Origin of the sequence: Peribacillus simplex (genome assembly GCF_030123325.1) — a bacterium.
GTDB lineage: Bacteria > Bacillota > Bacilli > Bacillales > DSM-1321 > Peribacillus > Peribacillus simplex_D.
In genome coordinates, this window is the sequence record NZ_CP126106.1 from 2,777,305 (window position 1) to 2,794,646 (window position 17,342).

Genomic DNA, 17,342 nt, shown 5'->3' on the forward strand with positions numbered 1-17,342 from the left:
ATACTCGTTAAAAGCCCTCTTTGATAAGTGGGCTTTTTTTGTTGATTAAAATGGCTAATTGACTTTGATTATTGACAATATTCTAAAAATTAAGTTAATATATAGTGAACTAAGTTCTATATATGTATAAAATTATTTGTAACAACATTATTGGTTGTCATTAAATATTGGTTCAACCAAAAAAAGGAACATCCTTAAGACTATGTCAAAAGGAATAGCAGAAAGAGGGGAAGGAAATGCGCACGATCCAAGTGCCTGAAATGATCGATGAACAAAAATTTAACCGCTTTCATTTTCAGATTTTATTATGTTGTATCTTTATCATCATCTGTGACGGGTATGATATGTTCATGCTTGGGACGATACTCCCATCTTTGATGGCGGAGTGGAGGATAACTGCTGTAGAGGCAGGGTTATTCAGCAGCTATGCATTGTTTGGAATGATGATAGGAGCGTTGGTCTTTGGACCGCTGGCTGATAAATTCGGCAGAAAGAAAGTCATTTTGATTTGCACGGTCATTTTTTCCGTATTTACATTTACATCAGGTTTTGCCGATGAGCCAACTTCTTTTGGATTACAGCGTTTCATTGCAGGACTAGGCCTGGGAGGAGTCATGCCGAACCTAATAGCAATCATTACTGAATATGCTCCTAAAAAACTTAGAAGTACCCTGGTCGCAATCATGTTCAGCGGGCACGCTCTAGGGGGAGTTGCCGCATCAATGGGAGCGATGTATCTGATTCCGAACTTTGGTTGGCGGGCAGTGGTTTGGCTCGGGGCACTCCCATTAATCTTCATGCCCATATTATATAAATTGTTGCCAGAGTCGATAAATTATTTATTGACAAAAAACAAAAAAAGCAAATTGGTGGATGTCCTGAATCAAGTGAATGTAGACGGGCAATACACAATGAATGATGATTATGTCCTTCTGGAACATCTAAAAAGTGAAATGAAAGGGTTTCCAGTTAAACAGTTGTTTAAAAATGGGAGGACTTTAAGCACCCTCATGTTCTGGATTGCATTTTTCATGTGTTTGTTCGTAATGTATGGTTTGAGTACATGGCTTCCAAAGATCATGGGAGGGGCAGGATATGAATTAGGTTCAAGCCTGACATTCTTAGTCGTATTGAACCTCGGAGCAGTATTTGGAGCAATCATTGGAGGGAAGCTTGCAGACAGATATGGTTCCAAGAGGATTCTGGTAACTTTTTTGGCCATTGGATTCATTACCCTCACGATGCTGAGCTTCAAGCCAAGCATGATCATGCTTTATATACTGATTGCCATTGCAGGAGGTACGACAACAGGTACGCAAATCGTAACGAATGCATATGTATCCCAGTATTATCCGAATGAAATCCGTTCTACAGGTGTCGGCTGGGCATTGGGCATCGGCAGAATTGGCGGAATACTCGCTCCTACTTTCTGCGGGATCCTGCTTGATATGAAGTTGTCATTGCAAGTCAATTTTTTAGCCTTTGCCATACCATGCATCATTGCGGCAGCGGCGATTTGGTTCATTCAGGATAATTTCAGCAACATGACTGCAATCAGGCAGGAAAAGAAATTGATATAAAGTAAACCAGATGAATCACTGTATCGTAATGATCAAATTAAGTTCGGCCAAACAATAAGTGTTGAATTTGGTGAAATAAATTAAAGGGCCTTATGCCCTTTAATTTATTTAGTGTCTAGGGCCCCAAATAATGACTGAAACTCCTACCAAACAGATTCCAGCACCAATCCAATCATATAAATCAGGGGTTTTCTTATCGATGCCCCATCCCCATAAAACCGATAAAACAATGAAAACCCCGCCATATGCAGCATAGACACGTCCAAAGGTAGGGAACGTTTGGAAAGTTGCAATGATGCCGTATAGCACCAATCCGAAACCACCGGCTAAACCTAGGTAAATGGATTTACCTTCTCTTAACCAGAGCCAAATTAGGTAACCGCCACCAATTTCCGCTAGGCCAGCCATAATGAAAATTAAAGCAGTAGCTAACATTTATATATACCTCGCTTCCTCGTTGAAATTTTATCATATATGTCCTGTAAATGATCATGCTTCAACAAAGTTCTAACTTAATGAAAGTTATTATTGGAGCTACATCTTGTTTCTTCATTAAACACGCATAGTTATGAAGGAGTTTGTGCAGTTCTGGTGACCTTCTATATTTTTTAGGCTCTTTTCGTAAAGATTGTTGTTTTTAAAACGAAACGATTTAAGGTTGATTGGAACGGATTGCGAGACTCCTGCGGGAGCGGCGGGACAGGTGAGACCCCACAGGCGTTCACGCCGAGGAGGCTCACCGCCCGCCCCGCGGAAAGCGAGCATCTGGAGGGGAAATCGACCACACGGCTTTACTTGGTAGATAGCAACAAAGTATGCGAAAACAGCCATTTTTTAAGATAGAAGTTTAAAAAATTATTGATAAACGTTTAAGTAGGATCTATTAAAATGCATATGGCGGAATATTCTGACTTTTTATTGACTTTTTATAACGTTGTGTGTATCATTCACTAAGAAGTGGTACTGACGTTATGATGAGTTATTGTCAATATCGTAAAAACAAATTCAATATAAAAGAAGGAGGAATTTAAATAGCGGAAATGTATTTGGGCAATTCCTGCCTGGATTATTATCGATTTTCTTTTTCCGATCCATAAGACCTGCAGGTATTGCAGCAGGCCTAATTGCAGGGGATCTGTTCGCCATATGTATGCATTTAGCACAGGTGAATTTCTTGAATATTAATATTGGCTTAATTGCTTTATTGATCAACTTCACAGTTACTTATTCAATCAGTATGTATTTGAAAAGAAAACAGAAAGCTCAGACCACTTTTGAAGAACCGATTGCCTACAAAAGCATTGAAGTAGAAGAAGCCTATCCAAAAAACTCTGTCATTGTCGATTAATAATTATATTTTCTTACGATATGATGCATTCAGATTTAATTCAACCATACATTATTGTAATAGGCTTTTACTTGAATTGCACAAAATGCATCCATATCCCTCAGTATAATTTCAAGCTATATGAAAAATGGGTGTATTGATAATCATGATAAACGGGTATCCATTTTTCTCCTGTGTACAACAAATTAAACCAACAAAAGAGTCTTTAAACCGCCTTGTTGTTTTTAAAATTTCAAATACGTAAAATATCCCAAAAAGACCTGGATTTTTCAACTCTAACTTGGATTGCAAAACAGATGCAAAGGGTACTATACCTAAATAGGAATATAGTAATCTAGTTGAGGAGTTGCAGCCATGAAATCCCGAACATTTGCATACATGTTAGCGCTATTTCATTCAAGTATTGTCGGCCTATCTTTTTTATTTACGAAAATGGCGATTGCAGAATCGAATCCGCTTGATACTTTGGCTTTCCGATTCACGGTTTCTTTCGTCATCATTTTATTCCTGGTCGCCGTTAAAGTCATTAAGGTGAACTATTCCTGGGGCTCGGTTAAAAACCTGATCCCGCTATCTTTGTTGTTCCCAACTTTTTTCTTTGCCTTTCAAACTTTTGGACTTAAATATTCGCAATCCACCGATGCTGGAATTCTGTCTGCCGTCACTCCAATTCTAACATTGGTGATAGCTGGATATTTCCTGAAGGAGAAAACCTCTTTATATCAAAAGCTTTCGATTGTTTTGTCGGTGATTGGCGTCATTTTTATTTTTGTGATGAAAGGAAGCACGATCGATTTTTCCGACATGCTTGGGATGCTGTTGATCTTGCTATCCTGTATTGCAACTGCCTGTTACACAACGATGACCCGTTCACTTGCCAAGGACCATACCCCAGGTGAAATGTCCTTTTTCATGATGGGAACAGGCTTTGTCATATTTAACGTGGCGGCGCTCTTGACACACTTAAAACAAGGATCGATGGCGGAATTCTTTACACCCTGGTCGAGCATGGAATTCATCAGTTCCATTTTGTATTTGGGAATATTGGCTTCGTTGGTCACTTCGTTATTATCCAATACGATTTTATCTAAAATCAAAGCGTCCCAAATGAGTGTGTTTGCTAATTTCTCCACAGTTGTCACGATAACGGCAGGAGCCCTCATTCTAAATGAAAAGATGACCATCTACGATATTTTGGGGTCGATACTAATCATTTTAGGTGTAATAGGCACGAATTATTTTAGTGTGAAGAAAGAGCATTCAATAAAAGTGAATCTGGAATATAATGAAGGGAAAATGTGAATGAAAATGGTCCGTCCCATAGGGATGGACCATTCAGACTGTAGACAAACTGAAAATCGGGTTGTCTACAGTTTTTTTTATCGCTTGTACAATTTAGTCGTTGATTTCCGCTCCAGGCATTCGCTCTTCTAAGCAGGAGTCTCGCACATCGCTCCGATCAACTTAGGTATAACTTTTAGATTGAAACGATATCTGGGGAGTTGAAGATATTGCTTTGGGTCAGTTGGTTCGGGAACACCATTTGTTGAAGAAACGTTTACCGACTCTCTTTTTTTATACAAACTGAATGGCGTCTTTTCATATCCACCATCTTGTTTGAGGGAAATCTGTTGAACCAATCTCTACTGATTCTCCTATTTGAGGTGTGCTGACCTGGACACCAAGATCATTGGCCGCTTTCGTTACCCGTTCTATCGGATCTGTCCAGTCATGAAAAGACAATGTGAAACCAGCCCAATGAATGGGGATCAACCGTTTTCCTTTTACATCGATATGTGCTTGAACAGTTTCTTCTGGAACCATATGGATGGTTGACCAACGTTCATCATATTGGCCGCATTCCATTAAAGTTATATCAAAAGGTCCGTATTTTTCGCCGATTTCTTTAAAATGGCTGCCATATCCACTATCTCCACTGAAAAATACCTTTTCTTGTTTTCCAGTGATTACCCAAGAACTCCAGAGTGTCGTATTGCCATCACGTAAACTTCTACCAGAAAAATGCCTTGCAGGCGTACAAACAAATTGCAAATCCTTGAATGAAACTTCATCCCACCAATTATGTTCCTGAATCAGTTCCTGTTTAACGCCCCATCTTTCAAGATGTCCACCGACACCAAGTGGGACAATGAACTGACTGACCTTATCTTTTAATTTCTTTATTGAGAAATAATCCAAGTGATCATAGTGATCATGTGAGAGGAGGACGGCATCGATAGGAGGCAGCATATCCAAATCGATAGGCAGCTCCCCGCTAAAGCGCTTGTTTCCAAACCAAGGAAAGGGAGTGGGTGCTTTTCCAAACATTGGATCCACTAAAATGGTTTTCCCATCTAACTCCAACATGAATGCAGAATGACCAAACCAGGTGATTTTATTGGAATTTACAGATGCAGGTTGTTTTGTTCCAATTACGATCGGGCGGTCGGGCCTCCTTTTTGGATTAGGTTTAATGAAATCACGTAAAATGGAACCAGTATGTTTAAGACTCATTGCTTGACTGGCAGGAATCTGATTTTGGAATTTTCCCTTGACAAAATTCTCTTTTGTAGTGAAATTTCTCACTTTTTCTTTGGTTGTCCGTCTTCCAAGTGGAGGATAGAGGTTTAGGAAAAGTAACAATATTATAAAAGAAGAAATGAGGATCTTAATAATTTTCATCATGATAGCTTCCTCCCATATTGATCAGACCTTTTATTAAAACATATCATATCACAAAATTTATTAGGTTATTTACAATGATGTCCCACTAGAAATATGATAAAGATAAACCATTCCGAGACAAGGGCAATGGATGGTGCAACATATGATTCATTGACTGTAAACCGACTTTGGGAGGAGTGTTTTTTCTCAAGTGAAAAATTCTGACAAGTGTTTAAGTTTCACCCATCCTAGGCAGGGAATAGAGGTATATATAATGAATAGTATAGAGAGCGGTATAAGGAATGTAGCAGCCGAAGGGTAGGGTGATAAATCGATTGTTAATGTTTTTCAGAGTCTTTGTATGGGTAGTATTTATTGCTTTATTAGCCTATGTCATTCTTTCTTGGAAATATAAAGACAAGGTAAGTAAAAGGATTGAAGCGATTCGAAAAACCTGGTATATCATTTTTATACTGGGTGCATTGATTTATTGGAATTTCTATCCGATGAGCATTTTTAATGAGTGGAAAAATTTCTTGATTATGGCTATCGTATTCATCCTGATCGATATGTTTGTGTTCTTGAGCATGTATATATCCAAGATTGGCGATAACGAGCTATCCTATGCAACAAAAGCCGTTGCGGAAAGTGACAAACTTTTAACGGATAATAGGGAAAAAGTCAAGAATATGTTTCATCTCCTAAAAAAAGAGGGAATACCTGAGTATTATCAAACGAATAAGGAATATTTGGCTTATTTGAGCATTCTCCTGCAAGCATATGCAGCAAAGGAAGGGATGAATGTGAAAATCCTTCCTTTCAAGACGGAACAGGACAAGCAATTGGTGATAACTGGGCATCCGAACTTGAATGGCAGTACCATTCGTGCTACATTGGAGAGAGAAGATACGTATTATAATGATGAAGAAAAAATGGCTTTGCAGCCTGTAAGCATATTGATGGAACCTTATATCCTTGACGTTAAATCAGAAAGCTTCGTTTCAGAAGTCGATTGTTTATTAATAGCATTATTAATCATGATGTTCGATATGGTCATAAAACAAAAACCAGGTGGTGAAGGATAAATGAGCATTTATGATAAAGCCGGCAATGACGTGTCAGTTACCGTAATCAAACCACAGGTGAAAATACCCGATGTAGGTTTAAGTCCCCACACAAAAAAAGTGATGAAACAGAACGAACGCATAATCCTGAAACAAAAGGAAAAAGCTGCACGCTTCAGCCGATTAAAAAATGTTTTATAAGAAGGGAAGGGGTTTTTCCTTTCCTTATGATATTTAATGGAGAACCCGCATATACTATTCAAAATCAAAGAATAGGAAGGGTCTTTCAGAATATGAACAAAAAACCCGAGAGAGTTAACATCCCGGTCCCCTCCGCTTCACCATCCGAGAAACGGATACATAAGGGAAATGCTGACCTGCTCAAGCTTTTGCAAAGGCTGAAAGCTAAACGTTGGATTTTTTTAAGATAAAAGAAAGCCAGTCTCCAAGGAGAACTGGTTTTTTTATTTTTCAGAGTATCACTGCTGGTGGAAGTATTGAATTTTTTTACGTCCAGACTCTTTAGCCATATACATGGAACGGTCCGCTTTTTTCAAAAGTGATCCCATTTCCGTACCATTATGAGGATAAAAACTTATCCCTATGCTAGCTGATACAAAATGATCATTTCCATTAATGTGAATGGGCATGGTGGATAAATGGTTCAGTAATGCTTCAGCGTTTTGCTGAGTGTTTTTCATTAAATCTTCACAATGCGATGGATGTAATAATACAATGAATTCATCACCTCCGATTCGAGCCACATGACTGCCTTCGGGGACGGTTTGCAAAAAACATTCCGCTGCCTTTTTAATAACGTCGTCACCGGCATCATGACCAAAGGAATCATTGAAAAATTTAAAATGATCAAGATCGATGTAAAGAAGGGCCATTTCATCGTTTGTTTTATCTTTATGATAATCGAAATAATTATCAATGAAGTGCCGATTATATAGACCTGACAAAGGATCCCTGATAATCCCTTTTTCAATAAGTATGGTATGACTAATCAAAGCTGCCAAAGACTTAATGAGTATCAGATCATATTCTTTAAAAACATGAGGTTTAATGTCGAATGCACATAATGTCCCAATGATTTCACCCTCATTTATTAGGGGAGCTCCCATAAAACACCCATTCCCTATAAACTTCGTTGCAGGGTGGCCACTAGTCAATTCATGCTCCCTCAAATTCGGGATAACGAGTGGTTCCAAGCCATTCTCAGCAACTAATTTGCAATAAACCATATTATAAGGAAGGATGTCACCTTCACAAATTAACTTTGCATTTCTATTGAAGGATTTAATCGTAAAACTCTGGATGGGATTCAATAAAGAAAGGAAGAATGTATTGACCTCAATGGTTTGAGCTAATAGTGCTAATACCTCTTTAGCGATGGAATCGAAATTTTTATAATAGTTGATATCTTGCTGAATCATTCTCAGGCTCCTCTTTTATCTATAGTCTTTTTAGATTTCCGGATGTTATTTCTCATATTGAACGACAAGACACAAATGCGGAGTCTGAATACCGTGACAGTTGTCCGGATTTCCACTAAACTCAATTAAGGGGTTGGATTCGTTTTATCGATGAAAAATATAAACGGGAAACTTAAAAATTGACCTTTACTTTATTTTCGGCATTTTTTTAATATCATTAAATTTTCAGTCTCCGGATTATCAATTAGCTATATTTCTGTATCCGTTTCTGGATTTCAGGGAGGGGTATCATTTCATCCATAAAGTCTTAGTCAATGATCAGTCTATTCATCATGCATTATACTGTAAATGAATTGGGGAGAGTACCTTTGATGTGCATACTTGTTATTTATTTACCCTGGAGCGTTTGAATGTAAAGCAACTGGGCATTTCTGCACCTTCTCAAGATAACGTAGCACATGAATGGATAAAACGAATGTATCGCGCTCATTTATAAAAAAAATTTGGGGAGAATAAAAGGAAGCAATTACATATTGGATAATTCAAAAGGGGATCATTATGGGAAAATTAGAAAGTATATATCCTATTGCTATAGAGAATACAAAGGAAAAAATAATCCAGGATATGGATTTTTATTTAGAGAATCAGGAGACGATGCCGTCTTATTCAGCTTATATATCAGATAGGACGACTTTTATTGAGCAAATTTGGATAAATGTTTGGCTAAATAAAGCATCAAACGATGTGCCCAGAAAGGAAAAAAAGGCGTTTTTAAGCGAAAGGGGATTTGTAACGGAAGGTTCAGATCATAAGTTGATCAATAGCATGTTCCGGAACGAATTAAAGAAGTATCGCCCGTTTGATGGCTTAACGTGGATTAAAAAAACCTTTGCTGATAATCAAGAAGATTGGGAGAAGAGATATAAAAATGCAAGGGAAAAATTCTTTAGGCGACAAGAAGAACAGCGGCTTGCCAAGCAGCGCTGGAAGATACGCGCAAGGCTGCAAGAAGAGGCCAATAGCTTTTTCGAAAGTAACTCACTTCTTTTATATTTACATGTCAGGTATTACATTGCTGGAATTTTGACAAAAGACCTTAAGAATAAGCCTAAATTCCAATATGTCGATCCATACTTGCTTGAAGAACAATTGGTTGAAGAGGGGGGCTTTCAAGCTGCCGAATACCTAATGGTCACTGATTTTTTTGAAGAGCTGACAGGCGATATTCACTCATTAATCGGTTGGGGAAGGAACCGTTATGAATATGAAAATTACTTCTACAGGTATGAAAGATTAGTTTCGGATTTCATAATGAAATTAGCCCCTGACAAATACTTGCAACATCTATCTGCTGCACTGCATCATGATTTTTTTGAGTCATATGGGGAAAGGCTGACGGTCGATGCCCTTCAAGGTATACTAAGCGATGAATTGGCTGATTTGTCTCAATCCTGTTTTGATGAACTTCAGGAAGAATACCTTTCCGATTTACTGAAGCTTGAAGGAATTCCTTTTAATGAAACATTGCACGAGGAAATATACGAAAAAGACGTGGAGAACAGAGAGAGAAGAAAAGCTGAAGTATTGGCAGAGCAAGCCAAGAAGCGCGCAGAAGAGCAAAGGATGATCGATGACATCATCGGTAAGGCCTATACTCCATCATTAGGAAAAAAAGTAAGATATGTTTTGCATATCGGAGAAACCAATACCGGGAAGACGCATAAGGCCCTGGAGAAAATGAAAGAAGCGGAAAGCGGTTTGTATCTAGCTCCCCTAAGATTGTTGGCTCTTGAGGTATTTGATAAATTAAATGCGGACGGTGTACCTTGTTCATTAAAAACCGGTGAAGAAGAAAAGGCAGTTGAGGGTGCTAAACACGTCTCCAGCACCGTTGAAATGTTTCATGAGAAAGACTATCATGAAGTAATCGTCATAGATGAGGCCCAAATGATTGCCGATAAAGATCGAGGCTTTTCATGGTTCAGGGCAATCACGCAAGCAAATGCCAAAGAAGTACACATAATCGGGAGCAATAATATCAAAATGATGCTTCTGAACCTTCTGAATGAAGCTGATTTAGAACTCCACGAATACAGACGGGAAATACCGCTTGAGGTAGAACAAAGGGAGTTTGGACTGAAGTATACAAAAAAAGGGGATGCCCTCATTTGTTTTTCGAGAAGGCAGGTACTGGAAACCGCGTCCCGGTTAAAAGAGAGTGGACATAATGTCAGCATGATATACGGCAGTATGCCTCCTGAAAATAGAAAACGGCAAATAGAGTTATTCAATCGTGGTGAAACATCAGTTGTCGTTGCCACCGATGCGATTGGTATGGGATTGAACTTGCCTATACGCCGCATCGTCTTTCTTGAAAATGAAAAATTCGACGGGACACGGAGAAGAAGATTGACTTCTCAAGAAATCAAACAAATCGCAGGCCGGGCGGGTAGAAAAGGAATTTATGACTCGGGAAAGGTAGCATTTACAGCAGAGATCAAAATCATGAATAAGTTGCTGGAACAGGTAGATGAACCAGTTCAAACCTTTACTATCGCCCCAACCTCTGCTGTGTTTGAACGTTTTCAAAAATATTACCGGAACCTAGGGACATTTTTCGAAATGTGGGAGAGGTTTGAGCCTCCTAAAGGCACGAAAAAGGCATCTCTATCGGAAGAAAGGGAGCTTTACGAACTGATTCGGGATACTGAAATCGAAGCGCGATTTTCTTTAATGGATTTATATGGTTTCCTGCATATTCCTTTTTCGGCAAAAGAACCTAGTTTGATCAGACAGTGGCTGGAAACGGTCGAAGCGATTGCCGAGAACAGTGAACTTCCTGAACCGATCATCAAGACTAGAAATCTGGAGGAATTGGAGCTATCTTATAAAGCGATAGGTCTTCATCTACTATTTTTATATCGGATGGGTAAGCGGACGGAAGCAGTTTATTGGGAGCGTATCCGTGAAGAAATCAGTGATGGCGTTCATGATCAGTTAAAAGACGAAATGTTGAATTATCAAAAAAAATGCAAGCGATGCGGAAAAAGGCTTCCGGATGACTCACGTTTTCATATATGTGATGCTTGTTATCATAGAGGGCTTAGGAAGACGCACAGATACAATTAACCGAATTATTTTGATAAATAACCCGAATAAAGTGCACAATGGTGTCGGCATTCGGGTTAATAGCGGTTGTATAAATCACTTTGTCGTTTGTTTCGATTTAGCAATGAGTGCTGCTTGCTGCTTCATTCGTTTATCAGCTTTTTTATCATGCACCACCAAGATTGCATGAATTAAACCAGGGACATAAAAAAATAGTGTGAGGATCAGATTAAACACAGCCTGGATGGGTTTACCGGCTAAAAATACGGCTAATGGAGGGAAAAGAATCGCAATTAAATAAAGAATGGTGAACACTCTCCAATATAATGATTTTTATCTGACGATCACGGTTTGTTTTTTTCTTTTGGCTCTTTTCGTAAAGATTGTTGTTTTTAAAACGAAACGATTTAATGTTGATTGGAGCGGAAGTGCGAGACTCCTGCGGGAGCAGCGGGACAGGTGAGACCCCACAGGCGTTTACGCCGAGGAGGCTCACCGCCCGCCCCGCGGAAAGCGAGCATCTGGAGGGGAAATCAACCACACCGCACTACTTGGAAATAGCAACAAAGTATGCGAAAACAGCCTTTCTTTTTGATGATTTTTTTATTCTAAAACAAATGCTTTTCTTGAATCGAGAAGTCAATCGATTACTGAAGTTCCATTTTCCTGATGTTATTTCTTGCAATCGCCTTGATAAATATATGCTCAAGAGCCGGATTCATACCAACTGAGCATTCTGTCACTAAGAAGCAGTCTTTTGACTCCCGATGATGTCAGGAGGACTATGGCTAATCGTCGTTTTTGCCGATGGCGGATAGTGTAATGCTGCTTTATGTGTTAGAATAATCAGAATAATACCTGTAGGAAGCGGGAGATATATGAAAAAAAAGATAGGCTGCTTGCATGCACATTATACAAATATACAATACATAGAAAACGCATTCTCGAAATTCGATATTGAATGGCTCCATTTTGTAGATCCGGGATTGATGCAACGGGTTTCAACGGATGAAAATTTTAAGAATTCGGATGCTCAAAAAAGGGTTAAACAACAAGTCGAATGGATTGCCGAATGTAAAGTGGATGCCATTCTGATAACCTGTACAAACTATATCGCCTTTTTAAACGAAGAACAGCTATCCATACCCATGCCCATCATTAAAATCGATGAACCATATTTTGAGCGAATTTTCCAATTGCAGCAGCCGCAGATAATATTATTCACGAACCCTGCCACTGTTGAAGGAACAGTCAAACGTTTAAATGCCCATGCTGAAAAATATGGGGTTGTGGATTTTGAAGTTATCATCATCGACAATGCCTTTGAATTCATTATGCAGGGATTGGGAGAGAGGTATAACCAGGAAATTTTGAACTTCTTATACCGGTTTAATAACGAAAATAGACCGCTGTCGGTGGCTCAACTATCAATGGTCGAAGCAGCAAAGAGATATGAACTTCAGACAGGAATGACAGTTTTAAATCCATTGGATGCATTAGTTGATTCCATGATCGTTCAACTGGAACTACGTTCATTGAGTGGTCTTTGAATCAAATGATTTCTGGTGCCGCATGAACGGAATGATTTTTCATTGTATACGGAAGAAAATAAAAAAATCCTTGCATCATTCGCTTAAATCCCAGTGCAGGGATTTTTTTTATTATTCCTTTGTGCGGATTTGTTCACGGATGTTTTCAAGTTCTTCAAGGGATAGAGCTGTCAGTGAATTTTTTATTTCTTCTTCGACCCGTTTTCGATCAAGCTCCCTATATTCACTCCACCAATCCCGCAGCCCTTCGGTGTTTTCGAGAAGATACTCTATATCAATTTCTTCTTGCTCATCATCTGATAAATATCGCATGACCGATCCTAATAATCGATTGAGTTTGGCTACTTCAATTTCCTTATCAGGTGAAGCGGGGGTATCTTTCACTTCTAAATCATCTTTAGACGGAACATTACGAGGTGTCATTATATCCTCCTGTTTTTAATACTAGTGTTCCTAAAATGGCAGTTTTCAATATGTGTTTTTCGTATTTTTACGATTTTCATTTTTAAAAATATTATAAAATTTCAACATATACCTCGCTAGAATATATAGATTATATCATCATCCTTAAATAGGTTTAACAAAGTAATGGGTAGGTAAGGGGGAAAAATATAAATAAAGGAATAGCTTAGTGCTATTCCTTACATCAAGCGGCTAAATTTCTGCATTCTTCTGCACATCTAAAGCATGCCTCAGCACATTTTTGACAATGTTCAAGATCGTGTTTTTTACATTCGTTTCCACAGCTTTCACAAATCTTGGCACAAACTGCGGCCAACTCTGAAATAAACGGTGTTCCTCTTCCTATCGCCTGTACTAAGTAAGAGCAAATATCCGCACATTCCCGATCCAAGCGAATGCACTCCACCATCATGTTTACATGATCTTCTTTTAAGCATGCGTCATAACAATGATTACAGGCGGTCATACAATCATTTAATATTTGGATAACAGATGAATAATTCTCATGTGACATGAACAAATCTCCTCCTAAATATGTTCTCTCCCTTACCATTATCCTTTAAATTGCTCCTGTAAACTTCTATTAGGACAAGGTGAATGGGTCTAATATAAAACTGACCGGACAAGCGAAGGAGTTTAGGGAATTAATGGAAGGGACAGTGCATAAATTTAAATGAAAGGAGTGGATATATGAAAATGTTTATTAAATTAAGTGTGGCCAGTGTCTCCGGAGCCGTCGTGTATTTGATATATAATGTCAACCAGACGCTGCGTAAAGGAATGGGAACGCTCGAAGAAACAAATAAGACACTGGAAGAGGTAAGAAATGCGGTACATGGATTGACGCAAGAGTCCAAACAATTGATCCACTCTGCCAATCAAATTACAGCGGATGTTAAAGGGAAGATGGAAAATGTCGATCCATTGCTGGAATCAGCTCAAGATGTTGGGGAAATGATTCATAATGTAACCAATTCCATGAAAGAAGCGAGTTTGGAAGGCCGCCCTAAGGATTTATCCACTCCGACAGTTCCTTCGACTCGAACTGAAACGGAGGGGGTTCAAATAATAATCAAATAGTATCATCATTTAAAAACAGGCACCCCGGGATTCACTAACATATTTAAAGCAATCGTTTCTACTATTTAATTTAGAGGGGGAGCTTTATCTTGATAATTCAATATAGTGTGGCTGCGATCGCTTTAGCCTTCATTTGGTTGGTCGTATTTTTAATCAGTACTCTTCAAAAAGGAATGGTCACGATAGGAGAAGCCAATCAAACATTGGCTGAGGTGAGAAATGCCATCCATGATTTGTCCGGCGAATCGAAACAACTATTGCAAACTGCAAATGAAATCACAGACGATGTAAAAACTAAAATGAAAACGGTTGAACCATTATTGGATTCTGCTCAGGATGTTGGTGAAGCGATACATTCAGTTACAGACTCTGTTAAAAAAGCCACTAACGGTTTCCGTACAGAGTTTACCCCCAAAAAAATCAATGCTATCAAACCCAAAAACCAATTTAGATAAAAAGAAAATATTAAAAAATGAAAGACACTACCGGGATTTGGAGTGTCTTTTTTTGATGGTATGTATAATAGCTGTAGTCATATGCTTTATATGGATTTCGCCCTTGGTTTATATCTATAAGACCCATTTCTCTCATACAGATCTCTTTACACTCTGTATGAGAATATGGAACAAACATAAATTCTGTATGGATTATAGGACAAGCAATTATTTTTCTGTCTTGTCACCTGCAGCATGACTGGATGTTTTTGAGTCATTGGAATGTTTGACGCCTTTACTTACATATGGTTTCGCACTTTTTTTCTTGTTGGCACTTGTTTTCCAACGATTCCAGCCCTTCTTGCCCGTGCCAGTGCCCGTTCCTTTACCCGTTCCATTCTTAGCCTTAGCTTTACTCATGAAATCACTCCATTATAATTCTATGGTTAGTTTAAACCATTTTACTTGATTATTACCCAAGTATGTTGAAATATACAGTAACGAAGGTGATATGTACAGGGAAAGGCTCAATATTTTTAATCATAATCGAAATAAACCTAAAACAGCAAGGGTTTTTGCCTCACTTTATCGATATGGATCTTGATTTCGTCAGTAAGATGCTTATGCCGATTTTTTTACAAATGGTCAAGTAGTGCATGAAAGTTAATAATACAGCACCGGTATTCATTCCTAAAATGATTCCTCCCATATTAAGAGAAGCCTGAGACCCTAGAATATACATCATTAAAAAGGCAACAATATGGGACCATACGGTATGGATGAAAGCATCCTTCACTAAACCCAGGCCGATGAGATAAGCTTGCATGGGAATGACAAAAAAATGAAAAAGGAAATAAGGACATAATAATTTCAAATAGTATGCGGCAGATGTTGAAGAAAAAAAGAGGGAGGTTAAAGGTTCCGCAAAGAAATAAATGAAAATCACAGCCGGAACTCCATATAATACGGTGAAAGACATCGATTTTTGCAATAAAACCCTCAATTTTTCCTTATCCTGCTTCTTGTAAGCATTCGAAACATTCGGAATGAGCATGATCATTAAGGAATGCGCGATAAAGGCCGGAAAGAAGCCAATCGTCATCGCAACACCAGTCAGCATTCCAAAGTGCTCTGTAGCCACTACCGCACCGAATCCTGCCGAAAGAAGGGCAGTATGGATCAAAAAAGGTTGGATGGCATTCGTTATCGCATGAAAGATCCTTAACCCCATGGTGGGCAGCGAAACGGCCAATAACTTTTGTCGTGCATGTTTACCGGTTGTCCACGAGTTCGTACCGCGCCTCATGATGCGCATTTGAAGAATCAAAAGGTTGATCAAGTATAGAAAAACGAGGAACTCACTGCCGATCAAAACAAAAAAGGCCATCAATAATGACTTTTCCTGGTTAAAATGAAATAAATTAAACATGAGGAAAAGCAAAACGAATTGAATGATATCTTTTAAAAAGTTGGATAAGGCAATCTTCCCCATTTGCTGGACACCCATGAAATAACCCCTAGCAATCGATGAAAAGGAAACTATGGGGATCAATGAGATGAGCAGCCATTTAATATAGGGATGGTATCTGTCCATTATGGATGAGAAGGAAAGTATGAAAGGCATGACTATACACATAACCAATACCACGACTGCAGCCATTTTAAGTGCATGAATGATAAGATTATAATGCATTGCCTGTTTATTTTCCGCAACGAATTTCGAAATGGAAATATGTAATTCAAGGCTGGCGATCACATATATCAAAAAGAAAATTGGCAATATGGACATATAAAGCCCCATGCCCTCTTCGTGTAATTCCCTGGCCAGGAGCATGTTCACTAAAAATTCGATACATTCACCAAAAAACGCTGCGACAATCAAAATGAGCGTTCCTTTATAAAAAGACTTCATGTTGGCCCACTCCTAACAAGGTGTTTGTATAAAGATATGAGACATGCCATGGAATATTCATGAGGAACTGCAGTTCCCGGCGATACCAAATGCGGTTATGCCTATGGCAATCCTTATTAATCGCTGTTGAAAGATAAAAAATTAAATCAGGGTAAGGGTGGGAAATAGAATGGTTACATTCATTTCTAATGGGAAAATCATTAGCCATGCCATCTTCATCAAAAGGATTCATACGGTGATATTCGTTGGTCGATCGAGTCAGATGAATCATGAACATAAGAATGGGACTTGAATTTCGCTTTGAAATTCATGCTTTATTTTGCTATCCTTTAGCAGAGGGGATGATCAATATGAAATTCACATCTATTAGTCAATCAAATATAGATGAATTGTGCATTGCGTTTGAAAGTTGTCTTACGAAACATGACATTACATTTAAATATGTAGATATGACGGAAGATAACGGGATCATAACGTTTATTTTTTGTAATGACCCGGAAAATGCGAGATCGGTCGACATGGAAAGTGAACGCTTCATTGGATTGGATACCGATTACATAGCCAAGGAAATTTTAGAGCCAATCCTGCCAAGATTAAAAGAATTTGTACAATATAAAATCATCGATTAAGATGATTTTTTTGTTTTCATACTTGTTTTTATTGCCGAGATGGGCTGGAAATTTAACTTCCTATTATATGCG

Annotated in this window: 20 protein-coding genes; 12 read left to right on the top strand and 8 right to left on the bottom strand. The window is 38.5% G+C overall.

Going from position 1 to position 17,342, the window contains the following annotated elements; all coding sequences use genetic code 11:
• Positions 1-236: 236 nt before the first annotated feature.
• Positions 237-1,580: an MFS transporter gene (locus tag QNH43_RS13170; protein WP_283918180.1), complete on the top strand. Its 1,344-nt coding sequence runs from the start codon at positions 237-239 to the stop codon at positions 1,578-1,580.
• Positions 1,581-1,688: 108 nt separating this feature from the next.
• On the opposite strand, the gene QNH43_RS13175 is transcribed toward QNH43_RS13170, so the two are convergent.
• Positions 1,689-2,015, bottom strand: a complete 327-nt coding sequence (locus tag QNH43_RS13175; protein WP_283918181.1) for a YnfA family protein — start codon at positions 2,013-2,015, stop codon at positions 1,689-1,691.
• Positions 2,016-2,730: 715 nt separating this feature from the next.
• On the opposite strand from QNH43_RS13175, the gene QNH43_RS13180 reads away from it, so the two are divergent.
• Positions 2,731-2,928, top strand: a complete 198-nt coding sequence (locus QNH43_RS13180; RefSeq protein WP_283918182.1) for a hypothetical protein — start codon at positions 2,731-2,733, stop codon at positions 2,926-2,928.
• Between the two features lie 354 nt (positions 2,929-3,282).
• Entirely contained in the window at positions 3,283-4,230 is a 948-nt protein-coding gene (locus QNH43_RS13185; RefSeq protein ID WP_283918183.1) for a DMT family transporter, read from the top strand.
• Positions 4,231-4,527: 297 nt separating this feature from the next.
• Here the strand turns inward: QNH43_RS13185 and QNH43_RS13190 are convergent, their stop codons facing one another.
• Positions 4,528-5,610 (bottom strand): MBL fold metallo-hydrolase, encoded by a 1,083-nt coding sequence (locus QNH43_RS13190; protein WP_434060198.1) that lies wholly within the window; start codon positions 5,608-5,610, stop codon positions 4,528-4,530.
• 323 nt (positions 5,611-5,933) lie between these two features.
• Between QNH43_RS13190 and QNH43_RS13195 the strand changes: the two genes are divergently transcribed.
• Together QNH43_RS13195 and QNH43_RS13200 are read left to right on the top strand one after the other, a co-directional pair.
• Positions 5,934-6,677, top strand: coding sequence for a type II toxin-antitoxin system SpoIISA family toxin (locus QNH43_RS13195; RefSeq protein ID WP_260320903.1), 744 nt, complete (start codon positions 5,934-5,936; stop codon positions 6,675-6,677).
• Positions 6,678-6,857: a hypothetical protein gene (locus QNH43_RS13200; RefSeq protein ID WP_048686455.1), complete on the top strand. Its 180-nt coding sequence runs from the start codon at positions 6,678-6,680 to the stop codon at positions 6,855-6,857.
• Positions 6,858-7,135: 278 nt separating this feature from the next.
• Here QNH43_RS13200 and QNH43_RS13205 read toward each other — a convergent pair whose 3' ends face one another.
• Positions 7,136-8,095: a sensor domain-containing diguanylate cyclase gene (locus tag QNH43_RS13205; protein ID WP_283918185.1), complete on the bottom strand. Its 960-nt coding sequence runs from the start codon at positions 8,093-8,095 to the stop codon at positions 7,136-7,138.
• A 558-nt stretch (positions 8,096-8,653) separates the two neighbouring features.
• Between QNH43_RS13205 and QNH43_RS13210 the strand changes: the two genes are divergently transcribed.
• On the top strand, positions 8,654-11,224 hold the full coding sequence (locus QNH43_RS13210) for a helicase-related protein (protein WP_283918186.1): 2,571 nt from the start codon (positions 8,654-8,656) through the stop codon (positions 11,222-11,224).
• Between the two features lie 75 nt (positions 11,225-11,299).
• Here QNH43_RS13210 and QNH43_RS13215 read toward each other — a convergent pair whose 3' ends face one another.
• The gene (locus tag QNH43_RS13215; protein WP_283918356.1) at positions 11,300-11,509 is read right to left on the bottom strand and encodes a YqaE/Pmp3 family membrane protein; all 210 of its coding nucleotides are present in this window, start codon (positions 11,507-11,509) and stop codon (positions 11,300-11,302) included.
• 104 nt (positions 11,510-11,613) lie between these two features.
• Here QNH43_RS13215 and QNH43_RS13220 point away from each other — a divergent pair, with 104 nt between their 5' ends.
• Both QNH43_RS13220 and QNH43_RS13225 read left to right on the top strand, forming a co-directional pair.
• Positions 11,614-11,934, top strand: coding sequence for a hypothetical protein (locus QNH43_RS13220; RefSeq protein WP_283918187.1), 321 nt, complete (start codon positions 11,614-11,616; stop codon positions 11,932-11,934).
• 147 nt (positions 11,935-12,081) lie between these two features.
• Entirely contained in the window at positions 12,082-12,753 is a 672-nt protein-coding gene (locus QNH43_RS13225; protein ID WP_283918188.1) for a hypothetical protein, read from the top strand.
• A 111-nt stretch (positions 12,754-12,864) separates the two neighbouring features.
• Here the strand turns inward: QNH43_RS13225 and QNH43_RS13230 are convergent, their stop codons facing one another.
• Together QNH43_RS13230 and QNH43_RS13235 are read right to left on the bottom strand one after the other, a co-directional pair.
• Positions 12,865-13,176, bottom strand: coding sequence for a hypothetical protein (locus QNH43_RS13230; protein WP_283918189.1), 312 nt, complete (start codon positions 13,174-13,176; stop codon positions 12,865-12,867).
• Positions 13,177-13,399: 223 nt separating this feature from the next.
• The gene (locus QNH43_RS13235) at positions 13,400-13,729 is read right to left on the bottom strand and encodes a four-helix bundle copper-binding protein (RefSeq protein ID WP_283918190.1); all 330 of its coding nucleotides are present in this window, start codon (positions 13,727-13,729) and stop codon (positions 13,400-13,402) included.
• A 176-nt stretch (positions 13,730-13,905) separates the two neighbouring features.
• Here QNH43_RS13235 and QNH43_RS13240 point away from each other — a divergent pair, with 176 nt between their 5' ends.
• Positions 13,906-14,295 (top strand): DUF948 domain-containing protein, encoded by a 390-nt coding sequence (locus QNH43_RS13240; protein WP_076369123.1) that lies wholly within the window; start codon positions 13,906-13,908, stop codon positions 14,293-14,295.
• An 89-nt stretch (positions 14,296-14,384) separates the two neighbouring features.
• Positions 14,385-14,750 (top strand): DUF948 domain-containing protein, encoded by a 366-nt coding sequence (locus QNH43_RS13245; protein ID WP_192204737.1) that lies wholly within the window; start codon positions 14,385-14,387, stop codon positions 14,748-14,750.
• Positions 14,751-14,957: 207 nt separating this feature from the next.
• Here QNH43_RS13245 and QNH43_RS13250 read toward each other — a convergent pair whose 3' ends face one another.
• Entirely contained in the window at positions 14,958-15,149 is a 192-nt protein-coding gene (locus tag QNH43_RS13250) for a DUF3934 family protein (RefSeq protein WP_283918191.1), read from the bottom strand.
• Between the two features lie 160 nt (positions 15,150-15,309).
• A complete protein-coding gene (locus QNH43_RS13255) occupies positions 15,310-16,641 on the bottom strand; it encodes a polysaccharide biosynthesis protein (RefSeq protein ID WP_283918192.1) in 1,332 nt (443 codons plus the stop codon).
• Between the two features lie 169 nt (positions 16,642-16,810).
• Between QNH43_RS13255 and QNH43_RS13260 the strand changes: the two genes are divergently transcribed.
• Together QNH43_RS13260 and QNH43_RS13265 are read left to right on the top strand one after the other, a co-directional pair.
• Positions 16,811-16,933 (top strand): hypothetical protein, encoded by a 123-nt coding sequence (locus QNH43_RS13260; protein ID WP_283918193.1) that lies wholly within the window; start codon positions 16,811-16,813, stop codon positions 16,931-16,933.
• 58 nt (positions 16,934-16,991) lie between these two features.
• Complete coding sequence (locus QNH43_RS13265; RefSeq protein ID WP_283918194.1) at positions 16,992-17,270, top strand: hypothetical protein; 279 nt, start codon at positions 16,992-16,994, stop codon at positions 17,268-17,270.
• Positions 17,271-17,342: the final 72 nt, after the last annotated feature.